General features: G+C 62.9%; 19 protein-coding genes and 1 riboswitch. Of the genes, 13 read left to right on the top strand and 6 right to left on the bottom strand.

Translation table 11 applies throughout. The annotated features are described in order from the left end of the window. The first annotated feature begins 47 nt into the window (after positions 1–47). From QX071_RS23675 to QX071_RS23635, 9 genes are all read left to right on the top strand, one after another. Positions 48–1,034 (top strand): ABC transporter permease, encoded by a 987-nt coding sequence (locus QX071_RS23675; protein ID WP_315706297.1) that lies wholly within the window; start codon positions 48–50, stop codon positions 1,032–1,034. Next, on the top strand, positions 1,031–2,002 hold the full coding sequence (locus QX071_RS23670) for an ABC transporter permease (RefSeq protein WP_315706298.1): 972 nt from the start codon (positions 1,031–1,033) through the stop codon (positions 2,000–2,002). Before QX071_RS23675 ends, QX071_RS23670 begins: the two co-directional genes overlap by 4 nt. Before the next feature lie 31 nt (positions 2,003–2,033). Continuing rightward, on the top strand, positions 2,034–3,017 hold the full coding sequence (locus QX071_RS23665) for an ABC transporter ATP-binding protein (protein WP_315706299.1): 984 nt from the start codon (positions 2,034–2,036) through the stop codon (positions 3,015–3,017). Next, entirely contained in the window at positions 3,014–4,009 is a 996-nt protein-coding gene (locus tag QX071_RS23660) for an oligopeptide/dipeptide ABC transporter ATP-binding protein (RefSeq protein WP_315706300.1), read from the top strand. Before QX071_RS23665 ends, QX071_RS23660 begins: the two co-directional genes overlap by 4 nt. A 101-nt stretch (positions 4,010–4,110) precedes the next feature. Next, on the top strand, positions 4,111–5,913 hold the full coding sequence (locus tag QX071_RS23655; RefSeq protein ID WP_315706301.1) for a gamma-glutamyltransferase family protein: 1,803 nt from the start codon (positions 4,111–4,113) through the stop codon (positions 5,911–5,913). 10 nt (positions 5,914–5,923) lie between these two features. Beyond that, on the top strand, positions 5,924–6,634 hold the full coding sequence (locus QX071_RS23650) for a DUF1028 domain-containing protein (protein WP_315706302.1): 711 nt from the start codon (positions 5,924–5,926) through the stop codon (positions 6,632–6,634). A gap of 504 nt (positions 6,635–7,138) precedes the next feature. Then, a complete protein-coding gene (locus QX071_RS23645) occupies positions 7,139–8,650 on the top strand; it encodes an ABC transporter substrate-binding protein (RefSeq protein WP_315706303.1) in 1,512 nt (503 codons plus the stop codon). Positions 8,651–8,872: 222 nt separating this feature from the next. Then, on the top strand, positions 8,873–9,814 hold the full coding sequence (locus tag QX071_RS23640) for an ABC transporter permease (protein ID WP_315706304.1): 942 nt from the start codon (positions 8,873–8,875) through the stop codon (positions 9,812–9,814). A gap of 2 nt (positions 9,815–9,816) precedes the next feature. Next, a complete protein-coding gene (locus tag QX071_RS23635) occupies positions 9,817–10,704 on the top strand; it encodes an ABC transporter permease (protein WP_315706305.1) in 888 nt (295 codons plus the stop codon). 236 nt (positions 10,705–10,940) lie between these two features. On the opposite strand, the gene QX071_RS23630 is transcribed toward QX071_RS23635, so the two are convergent. The 3 genes from QX071_RS23630 to QX071_RS23620 form a co-directional block, all read right to left on the bottom strand. After that, positions 10,941–14,039 carry a MexW/MexI family multidrug efflux RND transporter permease subunit gene (locus QX071_RS23630; RefSeq protein ID WP_315706306.1) on the bottom strand — a complete coding sequence of 1,033 codons (3,099 nt, stop codon included), beginning with the start codon at positions 14,037–14,039 and terminating at the stop codon, positions 10,941–10,943. Positions 14,040–14,125: 86 nt separating this feature from the next. Then, positions 14,126–15,313, bottom strand: a complete 1,188-nt coding sequence (locus tag QX071_RS23625; RefSeq protein ID WP_315706307.1) for an efflux RND transporter periplasmic adaptor subunit — start codon at positions 15,311–15,313, stop codon at positions 14,126–14,128. Position 15,314: 1 nt separating this feature from the next. Further along, positions 15,315–16,004: a helix-turn-helix domain-containing protein gene (locus tag QX071_RS23620; protein ID WP_315706308.1), complete on the bottom strand. Its 690-nt coding sequence runs from the start codon at positions 16,002–16,004 to the stop codon at positions 15,315–15,317. A 290-nt stretch (positions 16,005–16,294) separates the two neighbouring features. On the opposite strand from QX071_RS23620, the gene QX071_RS23615 reads away from it, so the two are divergent. Continuing rightward, the gene (locus QX071_RS23615; RefSeq protein WP_315706309.1) at positions 16,295–17,533 is read left to right on the top strand and encodes a cytochrome P450; all 1,239 of its coding nucleotides are present in this window, start codon (positions 16,295–16,297) and stop codon (positions 17,531–17,533) included. 189 nt (positions 17,534–17,722) lie between these two features. Here the strand turns inward: QX071_RS23615 and QX071_RS23610 are convergent, their stop codons facing one another. Beyond that, positions 17,723–17,848 carry a hypothetical protein gene (locus tag QX071_RS23610; RefSeq protein ID WP_315706310.1) on the bottom strand — a complete coding sequence of 42 codons (126 nt, stop codon included), beginning with the start codon at positions 17,846–17,848 and terminating at the stop codon, positions 17,723–17,725. A 593-nt stretch (positions 17,849–18,441) separates the two neighbouring features. Between QX071_RS23610 and QX071_RS23605 the strand changes: the two genes are divergently transcribed. Beyond that, the gene (locus QX071_RS23605) at positions 18,442–19,425 is read left to right on the top strand and encodes a serine hydrolase (protein WP_315706311.1); all 984 of its coding nucleotides are present in this window, start codon (positions 18,442–18,444) and stop codon (positions 19,423–19,425) included. Between the two features lie 179 nt (positions 19,426–19,604). On the opposite strand, the gene QX071_RS23600 is transcribed toward QX071_RS23605, so the two are convergent. Then, entirely contained in the window at positions 19,605–20,105 is a 501-nt protein-coding gene (locus QX071_RS23600; RefSeq protein ID WP_315706312.1) for a flagellar protein FlaR, read from the bottom strand. 294 nt (positions 20,106–20,399) lie between these two features. On the opposite strand from QX071_RS23600, the gene QX071_RS23595 reads away from it, so the two are divergent. Then, complete coding sequence (locus tag QX071_RS23595; RefSeq protein WP_315706313.1) at positions 20,400–21,053, top strand: uridylate kinase; 654 nt, start codon at positions 20,400–20,402, stop codon at positions 21,051–21,053. 74 nt (positions 21,054–21,127) lie between these two features. Here QX071_RS23595 and QX071_RS23590 read toward each other — a convergent pair whose 3' ends face one another. After that, the gene (locus tag QX071_RS23590; protein WP_315706314.1) at positions 21,128–21,916 is read right to left on the bottom strand and encodes a hypothetical protein; all 789 of its coding nucleotides are present in this window, start codon (positions 21,914–21,916) and stop codon (positions 21,128–21,130) included. 328 nt (positions 21,917–22,244) lie between these two features. Continuing rightward, positions 22,245–22,354, top strand: a riboswitch (SAM-I-IV-variant riboswitch). A 45-nt stretch (positions 22,355–22,399) separates the two neighbouring features. Here QX071_RS23590 and QX071_RS23585 point away from each other — a divergent pair. Continuing rightward, positions 22,400–22,870, top strand: a complete 471-nt coding sequence (locus QX071_RS23585; RefSeq protein ID WP_315706315.1) for a GNAT family N-acetyltransferase — start codon at positions 22,400–22,402, stop codon at positions 22,868–22,870. The last annotated feature ends 8 nt before the right edge of the window (positions 22,871–22,878 follow it).

The following is a 22,878-nucleotide window of genomic DNA, read 5'->3' as shown; positions in this document are numbered from 1 at the left end:
GCGCGCGATGCTACCCGCCGCGCTTTCTGGAGGAAGTTAGAGACAAGATGCTCGCCTTCACGCTTCGCCGGGTCATCCAGGCCATCGGCGTCATGATTGTGGTCGGTGTGATCGCCTTCGCGATGTTCCGCTTCGCCGGCGATCCCGTCAGCCAGATCGTGGCGCTGGATACATCCGCGGCCGAGCGCGCCAACATCCGCAAATCGCTCGGTCTCGATGATCCCGTAATCGTGCAGTTCGCGCACTACCTGATCAATGCAGCGCAATTCAATTTCGGCGTGTCTTATCAGTTCCGCCAGCCGGTGGCCGACCTCCTCAAGGAGCGGATGCCCGCCACGCTGGAGCTTGCGATCTGCGCCACGATCCTCGCCCTGGTCTTTGGCATCCTGATGGGCGTCTATTCCGCGCTGCGGCGCGACTCGCTCTCGGCGAAGCTTCTGCAGGCGGTCTCGTTGATCGGCATTTCGCTGCCGACTTTCCTGATCGGGATTCTGCTGATCTACCTGTTCTCGGTGACGCTCGGCTGGCTGCCATCATTCGGCCGCGGCGACACGGTGAAGCTCGGCTGGTGGAGCACCGGCCTTCTCACCACCTCCGGGCTGAAAGCCCTGATCATGCCTTCGGTGACGCTCGCGCTGTTCCAGATGACGCTGATCATGCGGCTGGTGCGGGCTGAAATGCTGGAAGTGCTGCGCACCGACTACATCCGCTTCGCACGTGCCCGCGGGCTGACCACGCGCGCGATCCATTTCGGGCATGCGCTGCGCAACACGCTGGTTCCCGTCATCACCGTGGTGGGCCTGCAATTTGGCTCGGTTATTGCCTTCTCAATCATCACCGAAACGGTGTTCCAGTGGCCGGGAATGGGCCTGCTATTCGTCCAGGCGGTGCAGAATGTCGACATCCCGATCATGGCCGCCTACCTCGTCATGGTTTCCTTGATGTTCGTCACCATCAACCTGATCGTCGATATCCTCTACACCGTGGTCGATCCGCGCCTGCGCGCGACCATCAGCCGGCCGGCCTCGTCATGAGCGACACCGTCGTCCCCCACAACGCCGAGGCAAGCGCGCCGGCCCCGGGCGGCTCCGACAGCTGGCTGAAGCGCGCGCTCGCGAGCGACCTGCTTTATTCCTTCCGTCGCTCGAAGCTCACGATGGTGGCAGCCATCGTGACGCTTGCGCTGTTCCTGCTGGCGGTCTTCGCTCCCCTGCTCGCGGTGCAAAATCCGTTCGATCCGGCGCAACTGCAGCTGATGAACTCGCGCATTGCCCCGCTGTGGACTGCCGACGGCCAGAGCCCGTTCCTGCTCGGCACCGACGAGCAGGGCCGCGACGTGCTGTCGGCGATCCTTTATGGCTTGCGGATATCGCTCGTCGTCGGCGTGCTCGGCGTCGTGCTGTCGGGAGTGCTGGGCGTCGGGCTCGGGTTGGTCGCCGGCTATTTCGGCGGCGTGGTCGACACCATCATCATGCGCATTGCCGACGTGCAGCTGACCTTCCCCGCGATCCTGATCGCGCTTCTGGTCAACGGCGTCGTCAAGTCCGTGTTCGGCGACCGCCTCGATTCCGCGAGCATGCTCGCCGTGCTGGTGATCGCGATCGGCTTGAGCTTCTGGGTGCAATATGCGCGCACGGTGCGCGGCTCGGTCATGATCGAGAAGAACAAGGACTACGTCGCGGCAGCACAGCTGATCGGCCTGCCGGCGCCAGTGATCCTGCTGCGCCATGTGCTGCCCAACACCACCGGGCCGGTGCTGGTGATTGCGACCATCAACCTCGCGCTCGCCATCATCACCGAGGCGACGCTGTCCTTTCTCGGCTCCGGCATGCCCGAAACCATGCCCTCGCTCGGCACCCTGATCCGTATCGGCAACAATTATCTGTTTGCCGGCGAGTGGTGGATCGTGGCGTTCCCGGGCCTGACGCTGGCTCTGCTCATTCTTGCGATCAACCTGCTCGGCGACTGGCTGCGCGACGCACTCAATCCGAAGCTGCGGTGAACCGCCCGTCGCGATCTGAAGGTATCAGTTGATGTCTGTCCCCGTTCTGTCCGTGCGCAATCTGCAGGTCGAGTTCGCCAGTCGCCGCGGCATCCTGCACGCGATCGACGGCATCTCTTTCGACATCGCCAAGGGCGAGGTGCTCGGGGTGGTCGGCGAATCCGGCGCCGGCAAATCCGTCACCGGGCTGGCCGTGATCGGCCTGATCGACCGGCCCGGCCGCATCGCCGGCGGCGAAATCTATTTGTCCGGCTTGCGGATCGACAATCTCGAGGCGGAAGCGATGCGCCAGGTGCGCGGAAAGCGGATCGGCATGATCTTCCAGGATCCGCTGACCTCGCTGAACCCGCTCTACCGGATCGGCGATCAGATCGTCGAAACCATCAAGACCCATACCAGTCTCACCGACCAGCAGGCCCGCCGGCGCGCGATCGATCTGCTGGCCGAAGTCGGCATTCCCGCGCCGGAGAAGCGCATCGACGGCTATCCGCACGAATTCTCCGGCGGCATGCGCCAGCGCGTCGTCATTGCGCTCGCGCTCTGCGCCGAGCCCGAACTGATCATCGCAGACGAGCCGACCACCGCGCTCGACGTCTCGGTGCAGGCGCAGATCATCGCGCTGATCAAGCGGCTCGGCCGCGATCATGGCACGGCGGTGATGCTGGTGACGCACGACATGGGCGTGATCGCCGAGACCTGCGACCGCGTCGCCGTCATGTATGCCGGCCGCATTGCCGAGATCGGCCCGGTGCAGGAGGTGATCAAGAATCCGCTGCATCCTTACGCCAAGGGTTTGATGGGCGCGATCCCGACGCTCGCAGGCGAGGACAAACGGCTGGTGCAGATCCCAGGTTCGATGCCACGGCTCTCCGCCATACCGGCCGGCTGCGCCTTCAATCCGCGCTGCGACTTTGCGTTCGATCGCTGCCGGATCGAGCGGCCTGAACCGCTGCGCCAGGGAGCCCAGGCCGTCGCCTGCCACCTCTATGATCGGGCCACGGAGAGCGCAGCATGACTGATTTCGTCGAGGTCAGGAATCTGCGCCAGGTCTTCGACGTGTCGAAGCCCTGGCTCAACCGCGTGCTCGAGGGCGGGCAGCAGGAATTCCTGAAGGCTGTCGATGGCGTCAGCTTCAACATCAGACGCGGCGAGACTTTCGCCCTCGTCGGCGAATCCGGCTCGGGCAAGACGACGGTGGCGCGGATGGTGGTCGGCCTGCTGCCGCCGACGTCGGGCGAGGTCATCATCGACGGCGTGTCGATGACCGATCCACGCCAGGCTCTGGTGCGCCGGAAACTGCGCCGCCGCATTCAAATGGTGTTTCAGGACCCCTATGCGAGCCTCAATTCGCGTTTCCGCGTCCAGGCCATCATCGCCGAGCCGATCCGCGCGTTCAGTGTGATCGACGGTGAGCGACAGATCAAGGATCGTGTCGGCGAATTGTTGACCCTGGTCGGCCTGCATCCCGACGATGGTCAGAAATTCCCGCATGAGTTTTCCGGCGGCCAGCGCCAGCGCATCGCGATCGCACGCGCGCTCGCCTCCGAGGCCGAGTTCATCGTGTGCGACGAGCCGACCTCCGCGCTCGACGTGTCGGTGCAGGCGCAGATCCTCAATCTGATGCGCGACCTGCAGGACCGGCTCGGCCTCACCTACCTCTTCATCAGCCACAACCTCGCGGTCGTGCGCCACATGGCGAGCCGCATCGGCGTGATGTATCTCGGCCGCATCGTCGAGATCGCGGAAGGACGCGCGCTGTTCAGCAATCCGCGCATGCCCTACACCAAGATGCTGCTGGGTGCGGTGCCGGACCTCTCGATGTCCGGTCGCCAGCGCATTCCGGTCAAGGGCGAGATTCCGAACCCGATCAATCCGCCGCCCGGCTGCAGCTTCAATCCGCGCTGCCCGCTGGCGTTCGACCGCTGCCGTCTTGAGGCGCCGGCTCTGATCGACGGGGTGGCCTGCCATGCCGTCAATCAGACCGCAGCGACGGCCGTGCCGGCGTAATCACCCAAATGCACACGAGGTCTGTGGCCGCGGTGGTTGGCATGCCAGCGGAGCCATGATCAACTCCACGCGTCACCGCCGCGCTGCCAGATGGAATGCACATGAGCTTCATCAATCCCGATCCCTTCACCACCCGCCCCGAGATCGAGGGCACATTCGGCGTCGTGACCTCCACGCACTGGCTCGCGACTGCGGTCGGCATGGCCATGCTGGAGAAAGGCGGCAACGCCTTCGATGCGGGCGTCGCGGCGGCTTTCACGCTTCAAGTGGTCGAGCCGCATCTCAACGGCCCCGGCGGCGACGTGCCGATCATCCTGCATGATGCGAGGCGCGGCCGGACCGAAGTGATCTGCGGCCAGGGGCCCGCGCCCGCACGCGCCACCATCGCGCATTACCGGAGCGAGGGTCTCGATATGGTGCCCGGCACCGGGCTTCTCGCGGCCTGCGTGCCCGGCACGTTCGAGTCCTGGATGCTGCTGCTGCGCGACTACGGCACGATGCGGCTGCGCGACGTGCTGGAGCCTGCAATCGCTTATGCGCGCGACGGCTATCCGCTGGTCGAACGCATCTCGGCGACGATCCGGACCGTGGAGGAGTTGTTCCGCGCACACTGGCCGACGTCGGCGGCGGTCTATCTGCCCAACAACGATGTCCCGAAACCCGGGACGCTGTTCACCAACCCGCAGTTGGCGGCGACCTATGCGCGCATCCTGCAGGAGGCAGAAAGTGCGGGCGAAAATCGCGAAGCGCAGATCGAACGCGCGCGAACGACGTGGTCGCAGGGCTTCGTCGCCGAAGCCATCGATCGCTTCTGCCGGTCGCAGGAGATCATGGACGTCTCGGGTTCGCGGCATCGCGGCGTGCTGTCCGGCGACGACATGGCGCGCTGGCAGCCGACCGTTGAGGAGCCGCTCACTTATGAGTACGGCCGCTACACCGTCTGCAAGGCCGGCGTCTGGAGCCAGGGACCGGTGCTGCTGCAGCAGCTCGCGCTGTTGAAAGGCTTTTCGCTCGACGGGCTCGATCCGACCGGACCCGACTTCATCCATTTGCAGATCGAAGCCGCCAAGCTCGCCTACGCCGACCGCGAGGCGTTCTATGGCGATCCCAATTTCACCGAAATCCCGATCGCGACGCTGCTGTCCGACACCTACAACGACGAACGCCGCAAGTTGATTTCGGACAAGGCCTCGCTCGAACTGCGGCCCGGCTCGGTCGAAGGTTTTGGCGCGCTGGTCAAGCTGCGCCATGCCGAGGGCGCACGCGAGGCGGTCGGTGCCATGGGCACCGGCGAGCCGACCGTCGGCCGCTTCGGTGAGGTGCGCGGTGACACCGTGCATTTCGACATTATCGACCGCGACGGCAACATGATCTCGGCCACGCCCTCGGGCGGGTGGTTGCAGTCGTCCCCCGTCATTCCCGAGCTCGGCTTCTGCTTGGGGACACGGGCGCAGATGTTCTGGCTGGAAAAAAACCATCCAGCGGCGCTGGTGCCGGGCAAGCGTCCGCGCACCACACTGTCGCCGACCATGGCGTTGCGCGACGGGGAGCCGTATCTGGCCTGGGGATCGCCTGGCGGCGACCAGCAAGACCAGTGGAACACGCAGTTCTTCCTGCGCCACGTCCACGCAAAGATGAATCTGCAGGAGTCGATCGACGCGCCGGCCTGGCACTCCGAGCATTTCCCGATCTCGTTCTGGCCGCGCACCGCGCGCCCCGGCGTGCTGGTGCTCGAAAACCGGGTGCCGAAGGCCACGGTCGAGGAGCTCCGCCGCCGCGGCCACATCGTCGAGATCGGACCGGACTGGTCCGAAGGCCGCCTGACCGCAGCCTCCAAGATCGGCTGTCGCCGCCGCGCTGCCGCCAATCCGCGCGGCATGCAAGGCTACGCAGCCGGACGATAGGTCGCCCTGCATGACCTGGTCGATCATCGCCAAGGACCGCTCCACCGGCCAGATCGGGATCGCCGTCGCCACGCGCTTCTTCGCCGTCGGCGCTCGCGTCCCCTTCATCGTCGCCGGCCGCGGGGGCATCGCGACCCAAGCGCTGGTCAATCCCTATTACGGCATCGACGGCGCAAAGCTGCTGCGCGAAGGCAGGTCCCCGCAAGAGATCATCCAGATCCTCACATCGGCCGATCCCGGCCGCGACAGCCGGCAACTACACATCCTCGATCACGCGGGGCGGATAGCTGCGCATACGGGCAAGGCTTGCATCCCCTGGTGCGGGCATCTCGAAGGCGAGGATTTTTCGATCGCGGGCAATATGCTTGCCGGCGCAGAGGTGCTGAAGGAGACTGCAAGCGCCTATCTGACCAATGCGGCCCTGCCCTTCGCGCCACGGCTGATCGCTGCCTTGCGGGCGGGCGAAGCGGCCGGCGGCGACAAGCGCGGCAAGCAATCGGCCGCTCTGTCGATCTATGGCGAAGAGGAATGGTCGATCCTTGACCTCAGGGTTGACGACCACCCCGATCCGCTCGCCGAGCTCGAACGTCTCGAGCAGGTGAGCCGGGCGCACTGGACGAAGTTCCGCGAGTTCCTGCCCACGCGCGCCAACCCCGCCGGCGTCACTGATCGGGCCGTCATAGAGGCCGGAATCTCAGCCATCGTGGCGAACCAGCCCTGAGCAAAGTCGATCGAGCCTCAAGAACCGGTCGTACGGCGACGATGATCAAGCATTGAAGTGCTTTCGCGATGCCGCGCGGTCGATCACACCGTGCACATGCCGCAGGCAAACCACAGCTGCGTTTTGCTACTCGACAGATTTCGGCGCGCTGTACACGCACCTTCTCCGGCAGTCGGCGTCGCGCCGCTCGTTCGCTTCGAAGTGTCCAGCGCACATTGATACCGCATGGATCACGCAACTCTTGAGACGGCTCTTGGGGCGGCGCGCCGGTCTCGCAATGCGGAACGGCTTGCCGCGGATGCGCTCATTTGCCCGAGCGGGAGCTGATCGCCACCACTGGACAAACCGATCGCCGCGGTCGACCGTACGGAAGGATGGTTCGCATCCGGTGTTGGTACGAATGGTGCAATAGCGCTGCTGCAATCGCGCCGCCGCTGCAATAGCGCGGCTGCAACGGCCCCGTTGCAATACGGCCGGCGGAAGCTCGAGCATGGAGTGAGTACGATGAGAAATGTTCGCCTGGCCGCTGCAGCGGCCGCGTTCATAGTGTCCTTCGCTGTCGCAGCGCAGGCCGAGACCACCTTGCGCATCGGGCTCGCCGAAGATCCCGACATGCTCGACCCGTCGCTCGGCCGCACCTATGTCGGCCGCATCGTGTTCTCAGCCTTCTGCGACAAGCTGTTCGATATCGATGAGAAGCTGAACATCGTCCCGCAGCTCGCGCTCTCCCACGAGACTTCCGCCGACGGCAAGGCTGTCACGATCAAGCTCCGTCCAGGCGTCAAATTCCACGACGGCGAGCCGCTCGACGCAGAGGCCGCGAAGTTCTCGATCGAACGCCACATGAACATGCAGGGCTCGTTCCGAAAATCGGAACTTGCAAGCGTCGATCATGTCGAGGTCGTCGATCCCCTCACCATCAAGCTCGTTCTAAAGGCGCCCTTCGCCCCGCTGATCTCCCAGCTCACCGACCGTGCCGGCATGATGGTCTCGCCCAAAGCCGCGAAGGAGGAAGGCGACAAATTCGGCCTGCATCCCGTCTGCGCAGGTCCCTACAAATTCGTCGAACGCGTGCAGCAGGACCGCATGGTGTTCGAGAGGTTCGCCGACTATTGGAACAAGAACAATGTCTTCATCGACAGAATCGTGTTCCAGCCGATCGTCGACGCCACGGTGCGGCTCGCCAATTTGAAATCCGGCGGCCTCGACCTGATCGAGCGCGTGCTCGCAACCGACATCAAGGACGTGCGCGCCGATCCCAACCTCGTGCTCTCGACCGCCTCGGAGCTCGGCTACTATGGCCTCACCATCAACGTCAGCAAGGACAAGGCGAAAGGGGGACTGAGCCAGTCGGAGAAGGTGCGCCAGGCGCTCGACCTTGCGATCGATCGCGAGGCGCTGAATCAGGTCGTGTTCAACGGCGAGTTCACACCGGGCAATCAATGGGTGCCGCCGACGCATCCGTTCTATCAGCAGGCCTTCCCGATCCGCCCACGTGATGTCGAAAAGGCCAAGGCGCTGCTGAAGGAGGCGGGTGTCGCCCTGCCCGTCTCGGTGGACTACATGGTGCAGAAGGGGGCCGAGAACGAGGCCGTGGCACAGGTCGTGCAGTCGATGGCCGCCGAAGCCGGCTTCGACATCAAGATCCGCGTCATCGAGTTCGCAACCTCTTTCAAGCAGGCGCAGGCCGGCGAATTCCAGATCTTCCAGATCAACTGGAGCGGCCGGATCGATCCCGACGGCAACTCCTACGTCTTCCTGCACACAGGCGCGCCGCAGAACGACGGCGGCTATTCCAGCGCAGCGGCCGACAAGCTGATGGAAGATGCTCGCGCCGTCACCGATCCTGCGCAGCGCAAGGCGCTCTATGAGAAGCTGACCAAGGTGATCCTGAACGACGAGCCGATCATCTATATCTATCACCGCAAGCTGCTGTTCGCGCACACCAAGAAGCTCGAAGGCTACAAGCAGATGCCTGACGGGCTGGTGCGCGTGATCGGCCTGAAGCTGAAGTGAGCATGTCCGCAAAGTGAGAACGATCATGCATTCTGGCGTCGGTCACCCTGCTAGGGCTCCCTCCCCCCTTGTGGGGGAGGGTTGGGGTGGGGGATGCCACAAGCGAGACTTCCACTTGGGTTACCCCCCTCCCTGTCCCTCCCCCACAAGGGGGGAGGGAACGGTGGGGCCTAGACCTGAAAACAAGCATAGTTCGAGCCTGCGGCACGCGAGGCACCGGCCATGCTGACCTTCCTCTTCCGCCGCCTCCTGCAGATCGTGCCGACGCTGTTCTTCGTCTCGATCCTGATCTTCTCGCTGCAACAATTGCTGCCGGGCGATCCGGCGCTGGTGATGGCCGGCGAGGAGCGCGATCCGGCCGTCATCGAACAGATCCGCAAGCAGTACCGGCTCGATCAGCCGATCCCGGTGCAATACGCCTATTGGGTGAAGGGTGTGCTCACGGGCAACCTCGGCGAATCGCTACGGGTGAAAGTGCCGGTGCGCGAGCTGATCGCACAGAAGCTGCCGGTCACGCTGCAGCTCGCCTCGATGGCGATCGTGATCGCCTTCCTGATCGGAATTCCCGCCGGCATCGTCTCGGCCGTCAAGCAGGGCACAGCGTGGGATTATGGCGCCAACCTGTTTGCGTTGTGGGGCATCTCGACACCGAATTTCTGGCTCGGCATCATGCTGATCTTCCTGTTCTCCATCAAGCTCGGCTGGCTGCCCGCGTCCGGCTATGTGCCGCTGACCGAGAATTGGCGCGCGAGTCTTGCCTCCACCATCATGCCGGCCTTCGTGCTGGGCAATGCGATCGCGGCCATCCTGATGCGCCACACCCGAAGCGCGATGCTGCAGGTGCTGGAAAGCGATTATGTCCGCACCGCGCGCGCGAAGGGCATCTCCGAAAGCAGCGTGATCCTGAACCACGCGCTGCGCAACGCGCTGACGCCGGTGATCACGCTGGGCGCGCTCGAGCTCGGCACGCTGCTGTCGGGCGCGGTGCTCACGGAGCAGATCTTCTCCATCCCGGGCTTCGGCAAGCTGATCGTGGATGCGGTGTTCAACCGCGATTATGCCGTGGTGCAAGGAGTGGTCCTGGTCACGGCGACCGTCTACATCATGCTGAACCTCTTGGCCGACCTCGCCTATGTCCTGGTCAATCCGCGGTTGAGGGGCTGACAATGGCGGACGTCGCAATCACCACCGGCGCCGCGGGAAGCCAGGACGGGCTGGAGAGCCCGGCGCGCCGCGCCCTCCGGCGGCTGCTCGAACGCAAGGGCGCGATCGTCGGCCTGATCACCATCACGCTGTTTATCCTGCTTGCGGTGTTTGCCCCGCTGATCGCGCCCTACGATCCCGTCAAGACCAGCTGGGCGCTGGTCCGCAAGGCGCCGGCGGCACAACACTGGTTCGGCACCGACGATCTCGGCCGCGACGTGCTGGCGCGCGTCATCTATGGCGCCCGCGCCTCGCTTTCCGCCGGCGCAGTGTCGGTCAGCATCGCGCTCGCGATCGGCGTCCCGCTGGGGCTGCTCTCGGGTTACATCGGCGGCGCGCTCGACGCGCTGATCAGCCGGATCACGGATGCGATGCTGGCCTGCCCGTTCCTGATCCTGGCGATCGCGCTCGCCGCCTTCTTAGGCCCGAGCCTCGCCAATGCGATGATCGCGATCGGCATCTCCACCACGCCGATCTTCGTTCGCCTGACCCGCGGCCAGGTGATGAACGTCAAGGTCGAAGAGTATATCGAGGCAGCGCGCAGCGTCGGCGACTCCGATCTGCGGATCGCGCTTGTGCACATACTGCCCAACATCCTGCCGCCGCTGCTGGTGCAGGCGACGCTGTCGGTTGCTGCCGCCATCATCGCCGAAGCCGCGCTCTCTTTCCTCGGCCTCGGCCAGCAGCCGCCCTACCCGTCCTGGGGCAGCATGCTCAACGCCGCGCAGCGTTTCCTCACCAACGCGCCGTGGATGGCGGTCTGGCCGGGGCTTGCAATCTTCCTGGTCGTGCTCTCGCTCAACCTGGTCGGCGACGGCCTGCGCGACGCGCTGGATCCAAGGGAGCGGTGACGGGCGCTGCGAAGCAGAGGCATCGTGGTTCGAGACGCGGTGCCCGCTCCTCACTGTAAGGGCAAGGATCTCTTCACGAACACGACCTCGTCCTGAAGAGCATCGCGGAGCGATGCGTCTCGAAGGATGGCCGCGAAGTGAGATTCGGAACTCGGGAAGCCATCGCGATCACACCAAACGAAAACGGCGGCTGCCATCGGCAGCCGCCGTCGATGTGAACCTTTATCGCCGACCGCTCAGGTCGCCTTCAGCGCATGCGAAGGTTCGGCGTCGAACTCCGCGATCTCCTTGGCACGCTGCGAGTTGGCCTTGGCCTGGTGATTGGTCGCCAGCACCGTATAGACGGCCGGCAGCACGAACAGAGTGAACAGCGTGCCGATCGACATGCCGGCGACCACCACGAGGCCGATCGAGAAGCGGCTCGCCGCGCCAGCGCCGGATGCCGTCAACAACGGGATCAGGCCGGTGACCATCGCCGCCGTGGTCATCAGGATCGGGCGCAGCCGGATCCGAGCCGACATCTCGATCGCGGAGCGGCGATCCAGGCCCTCATTGAGCTGCAGTTCGTTGGCGAACTCCACCATCAGAATGCCGTGCTTGGTGATCAGCCCGACCAGCGTCAACAGTCCGACCTGCGAATAGATGTTCATCGTCGCCATGCCGAAGAACAGCGGGATCATGGCGCCGACGATCGCCATCGGCACCGAGATCATGATCACGAGCGGGTCGCGCAGACTCTCGAACTGCGCCGCCAGCACCAGGAAGATGATCACGAGGGCGAACGCGAAGGTGATCGCAAGCTGGTTGCCTTCCTGGACGTATTGGCGGGAGTCCGCAAGGTAATCGTGGCTGAAGCCGGCGGGCAGCTTCTTCGCCAGGCCCTCCAGGAAGTCGACCGCCTGGCCCATGGTGACGCCGGGCATCGGCACCGCCGAGAACGTCGCCGAATTGAGCTGGTTGTAATGGGTCAGCGCATTCGGATCGGTCGCGGTCTCGATCTTGACGACGGTCGAAAGCGGCACCTGCTGGCCGGTCGAGGTCGCGACGTAGTAGCTGCCGAGCGCCTCCGGCGACAGCCGCTTGTCGCGCGGCACCTGAGGAATGACCTGATAAGAACGGCCTTCGAGATTGAAGCGGTTGATGTAGTTGCCGCCGAGCAGCACGGCGAGCGTGTTGCCGAGCGCCTGCATGGTGATGCCGAGATCGCTTGCCTTGCTGCGGTCGATCCAGACCCGCACCAACGGCTGGTTGAACTCGAGGTCGCTGTCGCTGACGATGAACAGACCGCTCTTGTTCGCCGCCTCCTTCAGCTTCGTCATCTGCTCATAGATCGGCTGGAAGCCGGCCGTCGAGTTGATCACCATCTGCACCGGCAGGCCGCCCGGGCCGCCCGGCAGCGCCGGCAAGTTGAAGGCGAAGGCATTGACGCCCTCGATCTTCGACAGCTGCGCCTGCACCAGCGATTTCAGCTGCATCGCCGAGCGCTTGCGCTCGTCCCACGGCTTCAGCAGCATGCCGGCGATGCCGCCCTGCGGGCCGTTGATGCCGTTCAGCACGAACGTCAGGTCGGTCTCCGGGAATTGCTGGAACGCCTTGTTGAGCTTGTCGCCATAGAAATTGATGTAATCGATATTGGCGTATTTGGGCGCCTTGGTGATCGAGAACACGATGCCCTGATCCTCTTCGGGCGCCAGCTCCCTGGAGGTGTGCATATAGAGGTAGCCGACGAGACCGAGCATCGTGACGGCGAACAGCGCGGTGACCGGACGATAGTCCAGCGAACGGTCGAGCTTGCGGCCGTACCAGCGCGTGATGGCGCCGAACACGCGGTTGACGAGCCGCGAGAACCTGCCCTCCTCGGCGCTCTTCAGGAGCATCGAGCACATCATCGGCGACAGCGTCAGCGCGATGATGCCGGACACGATGACGGAGCCCGCCAGCGTGAACGCGAATTCGCGGAACAGCGATCCCGTCAGGCCGCCAAGGAAGCCGATCGGCGCGTACACGGCGGCGAGCGTGATCGTCATCGAGATCACGGGGCCGACGATCTCGCGCGCGCCCTGCAGCGCGGCCTGCACCGGCGTCTTCCCCTCCTCCAGATGGCGGTGGATGTTTTCGACCACCACGATGGCGTCGTCCACCACGAGGCCGATCGCGAGCACCATCGCAAGCAGGGTCAACAGGTTGATGCTGAAGCCGAGCGCCAGCATCAGGCTGCAGACGCCGACCAGCGACAGCGGGATGGTGACGACCGGAATGATGACGGAGCGCAGCGAGGCCAGGAACAGGAAGATCACGACGATGACGATGAGAACCGCCTCGCCGAGCGTATGCTCGACCTCGTCGATCGAGGACTGGATGAACTTGGTGGAGTCGTAGGCCACCTTCATCTTCATCGAGGGCGGCAGGTTGCGCTCGATGTCCGGGAACAGCGCCCGCACGCCGCGGACGATGTTGAGGGGATTACCTTGCGGCGTCGCCTGCACGCCGATGAAGATGGCGCGCTCGCCGCTGAAGGCGACACTCGCATCGGTGCTTTGCGCCGCCAGTTCGACGGTCGCGATGTCTCCCATCCGCACGAAGCCACCGTTCGCGGATTTCACGATCATCTTCTTGAACTGGTTGACGTCGGTCAGGCCGGTATTGGTGTTGATATTGGAGACGGTGAGATAGCCCTTGGACTGGCCCGCCGCCGACTGGAAGTTGTTGGCGGCAATCGCGGCGGCAACGTCGGCCGGCGACACGTTGCGACCGGCCATCCTGACCGGGTCGAGCCATAGGCGCATCGCGAAGGTCTGGCCGCCGAGGATGTCGGCGGAGGCGACGCCATCCACGGTCGAGAGCACGGGCTGGACCACGCGGGTGAGGTAGTCCGAGATCGCCGATCCCGACAGCTCGTCGCTGGAAAAGCCGATATACATCACGGCCGTGGTCTGGCCGGTGGTCTTGGTGACGACCGGATCGTTCGATTCCTTCGGGATCAGGTATTTGACCGAATTGACCTTGGCCAGCACCTCGGTCAGCGCCTGGTTCGGATCGAAGTTCAGCTTGACGTAGACCTGGATCGTCGAGGTGCCCTGCACCGAGCTCGACGTGATGTAGTCGACGCCCTCGGCGGAGGCGACCGCCTGCTCGATCGGCGTCGTGATGAAGCCCTGGATCAGGTCGGCGGACGCGCCGGGATAGACGGTGGTGACATTGACCACCGTGTTCGAGAGCTTCGGATATTGCCGGATCGGCAGCACCGTCGCCGCCCTCAGCCCGATCAGCAGGATCAGCAGGCTGACCACGACCGACAGGACCGGACGCTTGATGAAGATATCGGTGAGACTCATCTCGGCAATCTCGTTAGCTCAAAGGAGCGGTTCAGGTCGTGATGGCCGCCGGATGCCGGCGTCCTGCCCTGGCGTTCAGGTCACGCTCAATAGCGCGGCGGGGTCGCCGGGATCGGCGGCAGAGGATCGGTCGAGATCGTGACCGCAGCACCGGACTGCAGCTTGTTCTGGCCGACCGCGGCGACCTGATCGCCGTCCTTGAGGCCCTTCAGGATCACGGCACGGCCCTCGATACGATCGCCCGTCTGCACATAGGTGCGGGTGGCGGTCAGCACGGTCTTGCCGTCCTCGGTCTTCTTCTCGCTGATGAGGAAGACGGAGTCGCCGTAGAGCGTATAGTCCACGGCCGTCTCCGGAACGGTGACCACCGGCGGCTTGTCCGGCAGCACGACCGTGGCGGTCACGAACATGCCCGGCTTGAGGATATGTTCGGGATTGGCGATCGTGGCCTGCACACGGATGTTGCGGGTGTCGGTCGCGATCTGCGGCTCGATCGTCGTGATCTTGCCCTCGAAGGTCCTGCCCGGATAGGCATCGACCACCAGGCGCACGGTCTGGCCCGCCTTGAGCTGTCCACTGTCCTTTTCGGTGACGGTGAAGTTGGCCCAGAGCTGCGACAGGTCGGTCAGCGAGACGATCTGCGTGCCGGCGCTGAGATATTGCCCGACCTCGACCTTGCGGACGCCGAGTTCGCCGTCGAACGGGGCCCGCACCAGCTTCTGCGCGATCAAGGCTTCCGTCTTGGCGATCATCGCCTGCGCCTGATCGAACGTCGCCTGCGCCTGATCGACCGTGGCCTGCGGTCCGAACTGGCGCGAGGCCAGCTGCTTGGCGCGATCGAGCGAGAGCTGCGCGACGGTGGCCTGCGCCTTGTAATTGGCGAGGTCGCCCTGGTCCGGCGCATCGTACAGTTGCACCAGCGGGGTCCCCTGCTTCACATGCGAGCCGGGCGTGAACATGATGTCGGTGATGCGTCCGCTGACATCGGTGGTGACGTTCACCTGATGCACGGCCGCCAGTTCGCCGACGGCGGTCAGCAGATTCGGCACGGTCTCAGACTTGGCGGTCGCAGCGCTGATGCTGATCGGCGGCCTCGGCGCACTCAGGAACTGCGCGATCATCTTGGCGCGGAACATGTTGAACCAGACCAGTCCGCCGACCAGCAACGCCAGCAAGGAGCCGACGATGATGAACCACAGCACGGATCGGGTCCGCTTGCGGGGCTTGTCGTCGATCGGCTTACCGGACAATTTGGGTTCGGTCGCGATGTTCATGTCATGCACTCTCTGCAGTGACCGGTGGAACGGAGGGCTGTGCCAATTCGCGGTCGAGATAGGACGCAATCGCGGCATCGGTAAGCCCGATACCACGCAGGATGAATTCGGAAAGCTGGCGCACCAGCCTGTCGGCCCCGGTTTCATAATTGAGACAGGGCGTCGCTGGAAGCCGGGTCAACGCTGCGGTCATGCCCGTGTGATGCGCGAACCAGAACAGATCGAGCGGCGCGGCATCCATCCGCACGGCGTCGCCGGCAGCAATGGCACTCTCCAGCGACGCAACGAACTTCCCGCCGATCAGACCACTGACCTTGGCATATAGCAAGCGCGCGAACTCGCCGTCATCGAGGTGGCTTGTGACCATCAGCCGCAGCCTTTGCTCTTCTTCCTCGTTCGGCCGGTTGGCGATCCCGAGGAAATGCCCGACCATCGCGACCGTGAACCTCACCAAGGTCGCCGTCGACGGCGCCTGACCGAGCAGGAACTCGAGATCCGGATCCGCCTCGCACTCCTCGGCCAGGATTTCCGCGTAAAGTGCGGCTTTGGACGGGAAATGTTTGAACAGCAGCGCCTCGGAGATCGCCGCCGCGGCCGCCACGCTCTTGGTCGTGGTGCCTGCGTAACCGTAGCGGGCAAAGCAACGCTTGGCCGCGCCAAGGATCAGTTGCCGCCGCAAATCGCTAGTCATTCGCAACGTCGACATCGGGTGTGAGTAAATACTCACTTTACCGTTGTCAAGAAATATACCGCAACGCGGCAGCCACGTCCGGCTAAGCCATTGGAAATGCGTGCCTCCGCTCGCAACACAAGATTGTAAAGCCCTATAGGTTCCATCGGTATTTTACAACCGCACACGCCCAGCACGTTGGGTTTTTCTTTCGCCCGGTGTCTTTCTTTCGCCTGGCATCGTGCATGATGCGCGCCGGGCCGGCCGAACGCAGCCGATCAAAAAGAACCGCCGGGAGGATCGTCGCAGCCATGAACGCCGCCGATGCGCGCGAGCTCGCAGCCAATTTCGACCTGCAAGACCTGACGCCGGGTTTCTACGCCGACCCCTACCCGACCTACCGCGCCTTGCGCGACCACGAGCCGGTGAAACGCCTGCGCAACGGCAGCTATTTTCTCACGCGTTATGACGATCTCGTCACCGCCTACAAGAACACCAAGGCGTTCTCCTCCGACAAGAAGCGGGAATTCGCGCCGAAATACGGCGCGTCCCTGCTCTACGAGCACCATACGACCAGCCTCGTGTTCAACGACCCGCCGGCGCATACGCGCGTGCGTCGGCTGATCATGGGCGCGCTGTCGCCGCGCGCGATCGCTGAGATGGAGCCGGCGCTGATCGCGCTGGTCGACCGCCTGCTCGATGCGATCGAAGCCAAAGGCAAGTTCGAACTGATCGGCGATTTCGCCTCCGCGATTCCCGTCGAGGTGATCGGCAATCTGCTCGACGTCCCTCATGAGGAACGCGGGCCGTTGCGCGACTGGTCGCTCGCCATCCTCGGCGCCCTGGAGCCGGTGCTGTCGCCGGAGCAGTTTTCACGCGGCAACGAGGCCGTGAAGGATTTCCTGATCTATCTCGAAGATCTCGTCGCGCGCCGCCGCGCCAAGCCCGGCAATCCCGAGCGCGACGTGCTGACCCGGCTGATCCAAGGGGAGACACATGGCGAAGGCAATGGCGAGCGGCTCAGCGAGAAGGAATTGCTGCACAACTGCATCTTCCTGCTCAATGCCGGCCATGAGACCACCACCAACCTGATCGGCAACGGGCTGGTCGCGCTGTTGCAGCACCCGGCCGAGAAGCGCCGGCTGCTGCAGGCGCCCGAGCTGATCCGGTCAGCGGTGGAGGAAATCCTCCGCTATGAGAGCTCGAACCAGCTCGGCAACCGGATGACGACCGAGCGGGTCGAGCTCGGCGGCATCACGCTGGAGCCCGGCACCTTCGTCACGCTGTGCATCGGCGCGGCCAACCGCGATCCCGCGCAATTCGAAGACCCGGAACGCTTCGATGTGACCCGCATCTCGAACAAGCACCTCGCTTTCGGCACCGGCGCGCACCAATGCGCCGGCATGGCGCTGGCGCGGCTGGAAGGCGCCATCGCAATCTCGCGCTTCCTGAAGCGGTTTCCGAACTACACGCTGACCGGCGAGCCGGTCCGCGGCGGCCGCGTGCGGTTTCGCGGGTTTCTCAGCGTGCCGTGCGTGGTGGAAGGCTAGAATGTGAGCGTGATGATCTTAAGCACAAGCGGCGTGCCGCGCCCACCGCGAGAGGCTAACGCCTTACGGACGTGGGCTTACGGCTCAAGGGCGGCTGTGGCCGGTCGGCTGATAGCGCAGCCGGTATACCCCCAGCTTCGGAAATAACCCCTCCGCTCCGGGACTTACGTTTCGGGCCAGAAGCCGACGTTAGCGCTCAATAGTGCGCACGGCCATTGATCCCGGATCGGTGCGGATCATGTTCGCTTTTCTGCCGTCGTCCGTCACAAAAATATCGTAGTGCGTCCGGAGCTTCGGATCGACCAGTGAGATCATAGTCATCGATCCCGTACAGTCCGGGTTCAGAGTGTAAGTGCCTGTGAGTTTCTGTTCTCGGGTAACGATACCGCGACGGCTGGACGTCTCCTTTCCAAGCACATCCGCGACGCCATCAAATACATATACTCCCGAGTGTACGCGCTGAGCGGTTGGCGCAAGAGGCTCAATGAACCCCCTTCCTAGAAAGATATACTGTCCTGCCAATGTTTTCGGGGTGCAGGCTGACCACGCGACCGACGGCGCAACTAAGAAAAAAGACATAACGGAAAACGCGAGAAACCTCCGCATTCTATCTCCCTGGGTCGATTAGCGCGGTTTAACTGCACAGGTTCGATGGCTCCGCCAAAGTCTGCCTTTCGCGCAGCGGTGGGCCGTCAGAGTGTCCTACCGGAACAGTCGCTTGGGGTCAAAGGCCGAAGAACGTGGGGCGAGCACAACTGAAGCTCGCAATTATCGTAATGGTGCCGGTCAGACTACCTTGATTCTGCCGTCGACATAATTCTGTATGTCACACCTTAAACAATTTCCTATCGCGTCGGTCCTTTCGCCAATCGTCCAGATCTCCAGGTAATCTCATGCGATGCTCGGCATTGTTCGCAGTCATGCTGCTCTGCTCGGAGCCGGCAAGTGCCGAGCCAGGAATCGACTGGAAAATCGTCGAGTCCGGCGACGCGGCGCCCATTCACAACGCGGTCCGAAACTACGCTCGGAAATACAGGCCGACATCGATCATGGTTGTGCAAGGCGACCTCGTTGTTGCGACGTCGGGCGACATCACGCGGAAAGTGAATGTCCGCTCCGTCCGCAAGAGCCTGCTAAGTGCTCTTTTCGGAATCGCCGTCTCACGGAACCAGATAAATATTGAGAACACGCTTGAGCAACTGGGCGTGGACGATAGTGCACCATCGCTGACGCGAGAGGAAAAGCAGGCGACCGTTCGTGAGCTGCTCATGGCTCGTTCCGGAGTCTATCATCCAGCAGCTTACGAGACCGGGGAGCAGAAGTCGACACGCCCTCCGCGTGGCGCTCATCCGCCAGGTACGTTCTGGTACTACAACAACTGGGATTTCAATGCGCTTGGCGCAATCTACGCGAAGGCGACGGGCTCAAACGCCTTTGAGAGCTTTGAAAAGGCCATCGCCCACCCGATCGGGATGCAGGATTTCACTGCCCATGATGGGATGTTCGTGGGGGATCGTTCCTCTCTTTACCCCGCCTACGTGTTCAGCATGAGCGCGCGCGATCTTGCGCGCTTTGGCTTGCTATTCCTCAAAAAGGGTGAATGGAACGGAGCGCCTGTCATTCCGTCCCAGTGGGTTATTGACTCGACGAAAGCGTACTCGGAAACAGATAGAAGAGATCGCAAATATGGCTATCTATGGTGGGTTCTGAATGCAGGTGCATGGGGGAGAGATGCAATCCTTGCCTCGGGCTATGGAGGGCAACAGATCGCCATATTGCCGGAGAAGCGCCTGGTGGTCGTTCAGGTGGTTGAATTAGATCAATACCAGAAGGGGATTCATACGGCGGACTTCCTCGACCTTGTCCGGCAAGTCGTGATTTTCGCTCATTGATGCTGAGACGGCCTCAGCGTTTGCTTCGGGTCAAGGGCGGCTGTGGCCGGTCGACTGACGGCGCAGCCGGTGTCCCCCCAGCTTCGGAAATAACCCCTCCGCTCCGGGACTTGCGTTTCGGGCCGATCGCGAAAGTCCAACGCGAGCAAACGAGATCGCCGCTTCGCGGGACACGGCGGTTACGTCGGATTGGCTGCGAATGCTACCAGCTCTTTTGGTGATCTGATGTGGATGATCCGCAGCCGATCAGATTTTGCGTAGATCGCCTCTATGAGCCGGGGCCTCATCTCACGGTGAAGCCCCCACATCATCTTGTAGAGGCGGAACGTGACCGGCAGCATCGGACAACCCGGAGGGCCATCAGGTCGCCCAAAGAACACCGACTTCACCTGGCGCTTGGTCGCCCACCAGAGATGAATCCAAAACGGATGGTCAACCAAAACAACAGTATCGCATGCGGCAATCCGGTCGAGGACAGAGAACCAAGGCCCGTATCCATCAAGCAACCAGCGCTCCTGCGACAGCAGGGCATCGTGGCTCTCGCGTAGTTCTTCGTCAGGAACCCGCACCCAGTTCGGACGCCACAAAATATTATCGATGGCGAAGTAAGGCAACGAGTGCGCACGACACAATGCCTTGCACATCGTGGATTTGCCGCCACCGGCGTTGCCGATCACCATTACGCGCGTCATCGTGTGTTGTTAACATAGCGATTGGCCGCATGGAAGCGCCTTTGGGTCAAGGGCCGCCGTGGCCGGCAGACGGATGGCGCAGCCGGTGTACCCCAACTTCGGAATAACACCCGCGGTTCCGGGACTTACGTTTCGGGCCAATTGCTGCCATTGGCGCTGCGTGCGGGCCGGCCTTCTGCCCCGGTCGCAGAGCCGGACACTATTTGTGAATTGTGGTCCCAAAAGACATTCTGAATTCTTCCCGCAATCTTGGAGGGGGGGGGACACATGAGACGCGCAGCCTTGATCACCATCGCGGAGTTTGCCGCTGCGGTCGACAGGCCACATCCGGTACGGGTAGCCATCGACGGCCGAACTGCATCGGGTAAGACAACTGTCGCCAATGAAATGGCTCATGAACTCGACCGTATCGGCCGAGCGACCATTCGCACCTCTATCGATGGCTTTCATCGACCGAAGCGCGAACGTTACGCGCGTGGTCGCCATTCGGCCGAAGGTTATTATTTTGACGCCCGGGACCTCGATGCCGTCCGGCGGTTACTCCTCGAGCCGCTGGGTCCCGGAGGAAGCCTAATCTATAGCACCGCTTCCTTCGACCTCGATAAGGACGAGCCTATCGTTGCGCCCACCCACAGGGCGAATCAACGCGACATCTTGATCGTCGATGGGACATTCTTGCAGCGATCAGAGCTGCGAGATGCTTGGGAAGTCGTCATATTTGTTGACGTCGATGTAAAAACAGCTGGCGAAAGGGGGACGTTGCGCGACGCCAACCAACTCGGTGGCCGTGAAGCGGCGGAGGCTCTGTACCGGGATCGGTACGCGCCGGCATTCGAGATTTATGAGCGGCTAAGTCAACCCATCCAAAATGCCAACATTGTGCTGGACAATAGAGAATTCGAGACTGCGGCGGTGCGCATCAACCGCCCCGTCTGACCTCAAGTACGATCGGCCGCGCGCTGGGCCGTAGTGTGCCAGAAGCTGACGTCTGTCTGACCACCATGAACGACTCACTTGCGTCGCCAGGATTCGACTAAGGCAGCGAGCTTGGCGTCCGACGTCTCGTCGCCCTGAGCTAAATCTGCTTCGTAGCCAAACCAATAATCGCCGACCAGCGTGCGGTGGGTGCAGAACCTTCCGTTGTCCAGTCGGCATGCCACGAGCCGTGTCGGCTCTCCCATCGCATTCAGGCGCACGAAATAATGCTGGATCCGCGTAGGCGCGCCGGGCTGCAGCTGATAGCTCAGATCAAACGATCGATACCCGTCGTGATCGGGACCGGGAGTCATCTCCGACCGGTATTTGCGCCATGAACCCAGGGTCGGATCGGCAACGTCCTTATCACCTGGAAGAATCCGGACCTGTTGAATCCAGCTACAATCGATGTCGGTGTGCCCGCCGAGATTGGACAGGCAGAGATCGACGGTGAAGCCGATCTCGCCGGGAGGGTCGCGAGGAGGACGGCCGGGGCCGGCATCCGCATATTTCCAGGGTACCAGGAACACCTCCGGGCCGATATGCCGCTCGTAATAATCAGGTCCCGGTTCGACGCGGGCACGGGCAATCTGGTTGCCGGCAATGGTCGCGGTCCAGATCAGAATGACCAGCAAGGACGCGGTGGCGCGAAACCCCAAGGCGAACGCGACCGAGGACAGCACCGCGGCAAGGCCGGCAGCGGCCATGATTAGTTTGGATGCGTTGAGATCATACGCATCCAGCGTCGCATGCGGATGCGCAGGGAAGTAGAACTTGTCGAAGCCCGCCGCCGCGCCGACAACAAAGCAGACCGGGATCGCCACCACAAGCAGGACCCAGGCGGCGACAACAGACGTTTTGGCGTGCCTCCGGAGTAGTTTCACGATTCACCAAATAACCAAGGATTCCTGACTGGCATCTTAGCAAGAATATGATGCACTGCTATTTCTTGTCGAGCACTCATGCGCGACACACTTTCGCTTCAAGCCAAAGGCCGCCGTGGCCGGCAGACGGATGGCGCAGCCGGTGTACCCCCAGCTACGGAAATAACCCCTCCGTTCCGGGACTTACGTTTCGGGCCAGGAGCGGCCACGCGTTATTCCTCAAACTGGGGGCGCGCTTGCCAAGCTCGATAGTGCCCGCTATCGTCAACTCCAACATCAAGAGTTGGGCCGACGCCCAGCGCCAACCTGCTCCCCGAGCAAGGTGGCTTTCTTCCTTCGGAAGAAGATGTGGCCGGTCCGGCAACTAAACGGGACAAGCCACCACGGCGTCATGCGCTCCTCTCTTCGAAGAAGGGGACGAGAATGACTGTCGATAGAGTCGAAATTGAGCTGGCCGATGCAAGGTCCCCGGACCTGATCAACCTCGTCACCGCGCTGGACGATTTCTTGAACAAGGTCTGCGGGGTGGACAGGAATCACGGCTCTCCAATCGATCGGCTGGCGCACGGCGACACGCAAATGTTTATCGCGCGGATTGCCGGACAAGCCGTCGGCTGTGCAGGGCTGCAGATGTTCGCGGATGGTACCGGGGAGGTGAAGCGCATGTATGTCGTCCCCGAGGTTCGGACAACTGGAATAGGCAGCAGCCTCCTGACGCGCGTTGTGGAAGCGGCCTTGACCGCCAAGCTGTCGGTTCTGCGGCTGGAAACCACGGAATTTCTTCCCGATGCGCAGAGGCTCTATCGGGCGAAGGGTTTCGTTCCGTGCCCGGCGTATGGCCCATACGTTTCCAACCCGATCAATTTGTACTTCGAGAAATGGCTGACGAAATGATTGTCGAG

It is taken from the genome of Bradyrhizobium sp. SZCCHNS1022 (assembly GCF_032484835.1).
Taxonomy (GTDB): Bacteria; Pseudomonadota; Alphaproteobacteria; order Rhizobiales; family Xanthobacteraceae; genus Bradyrhizobium.
This window is presented reverse-complemented; position numbering and strand designations above follow the sequence as displayed.

Coding starts and splice junctions, on each gene's coding strand:
- QX071_RS23645 (WP_315706303.1), top strand. CDS start 7,139: ATGAGAAATGTTCGCCTGGCCGCTGCAGCGGCCGCGTTCATAGTGTCC.
- QX071_RS23660 (WP_315706300.1), top strand. CDS start 3,014: ATGACTGATTTCGTCGAGGTCAGGAATCTGCGCCAGGTCTTCGACGTG.
- QX071_RS23610 (WP_315706310.1), bottom strand. CDS start 17,848: ATGATCTCACTGGTCGATCCGAAGCTCCGGACGCACTACGATATTTTT.
- QX071_RS23635 (WP_315706305.1), top strand. CDS start 9,817: ATGGCGGACGTCGCAATCACCACCGGCGCCGCGGGAAGCCAGGACGGG.
- QX071_RS23620 (WP_315706308.1), bottom strand. CDS start 16,004: ATGACTAGCGATTTGCGGCGGCAACTGATCCTTGGCGCGGCCAAGCGT.
- QX071_RS23625 (WP_315706307.1), bottom strand. CDS start 15,313: ATGAACATCGCGACCGAACCCAAATTGTCCGGTAAGCCGATCGACGAC.
- QX071_RS23615 (WP_315706309.1), top strand. CDS start 16,295: ATGAACGCCGCCGATGCGCGCGAGCTCGCAGCCAATTTCGACCTGCAA.
- QX071_RS23655 (WP_315706301.1), top strand. CDS start 4,111: ATGAGCTTCATCAATCCCGATCCCTTCACCACCCGCCCCGAGATCGAG.
- QX071_RS23670 (WP_315706298.1), top strand. CDS start 1,031: ATGAGCGACACCGTCGTCCCCCACAACGCCGAGGCAAGCGCGCCGGCC.
- QX071_RS23675 (WP_315706297.1), top strand. CDS start 48: ATGCTCGCCTTCACGCTTCGCCGGGTCATCCAGGCCATCGGCGTCATG.
- QX071_RS23585 (WP_315706315.1), top strand. CDS start 22,400: ATGACTGTCGATAGAGTCGAAATTGAGCTGGCCGATGCAAGGTCCCCG.
- QX071_RS23630 (WP_315706306.1), bottom strand. CDS start 14,039: ATGAGTCTCACCGATATCTTCATCAAGCGTCCGGTCCTGTCGGTCGTG.
- QX071_RS23665 (WP_315706299.1), top strand. CDS start 2,034: ATGTCTGTCCCCGTTCTGTCCGTGCGCAATCTGCAGGTCGAGTTCGCC.
- QX071_RS23650 (WP_315706302.1), top strand. CDS start 5,924: ATGACCTGGTCGATCATCGCCAAGGACCGCTCCACCGGCCAGATCGGG.
- QX071_RS23600 (WP_315706312.1), bottom strand. CDS start 20,105: ATGGTGATCGGCAACGCCGGTGGCGGCAAATCCACGATGTGCAAGGCA.
- QX071_RS23640 (WP_315706304.1), top strand. CDS start 8,873: ATGCTGACCTTCCTCTTCCGCCGCCTCCTGCAGATCGTGCCGACGCTG.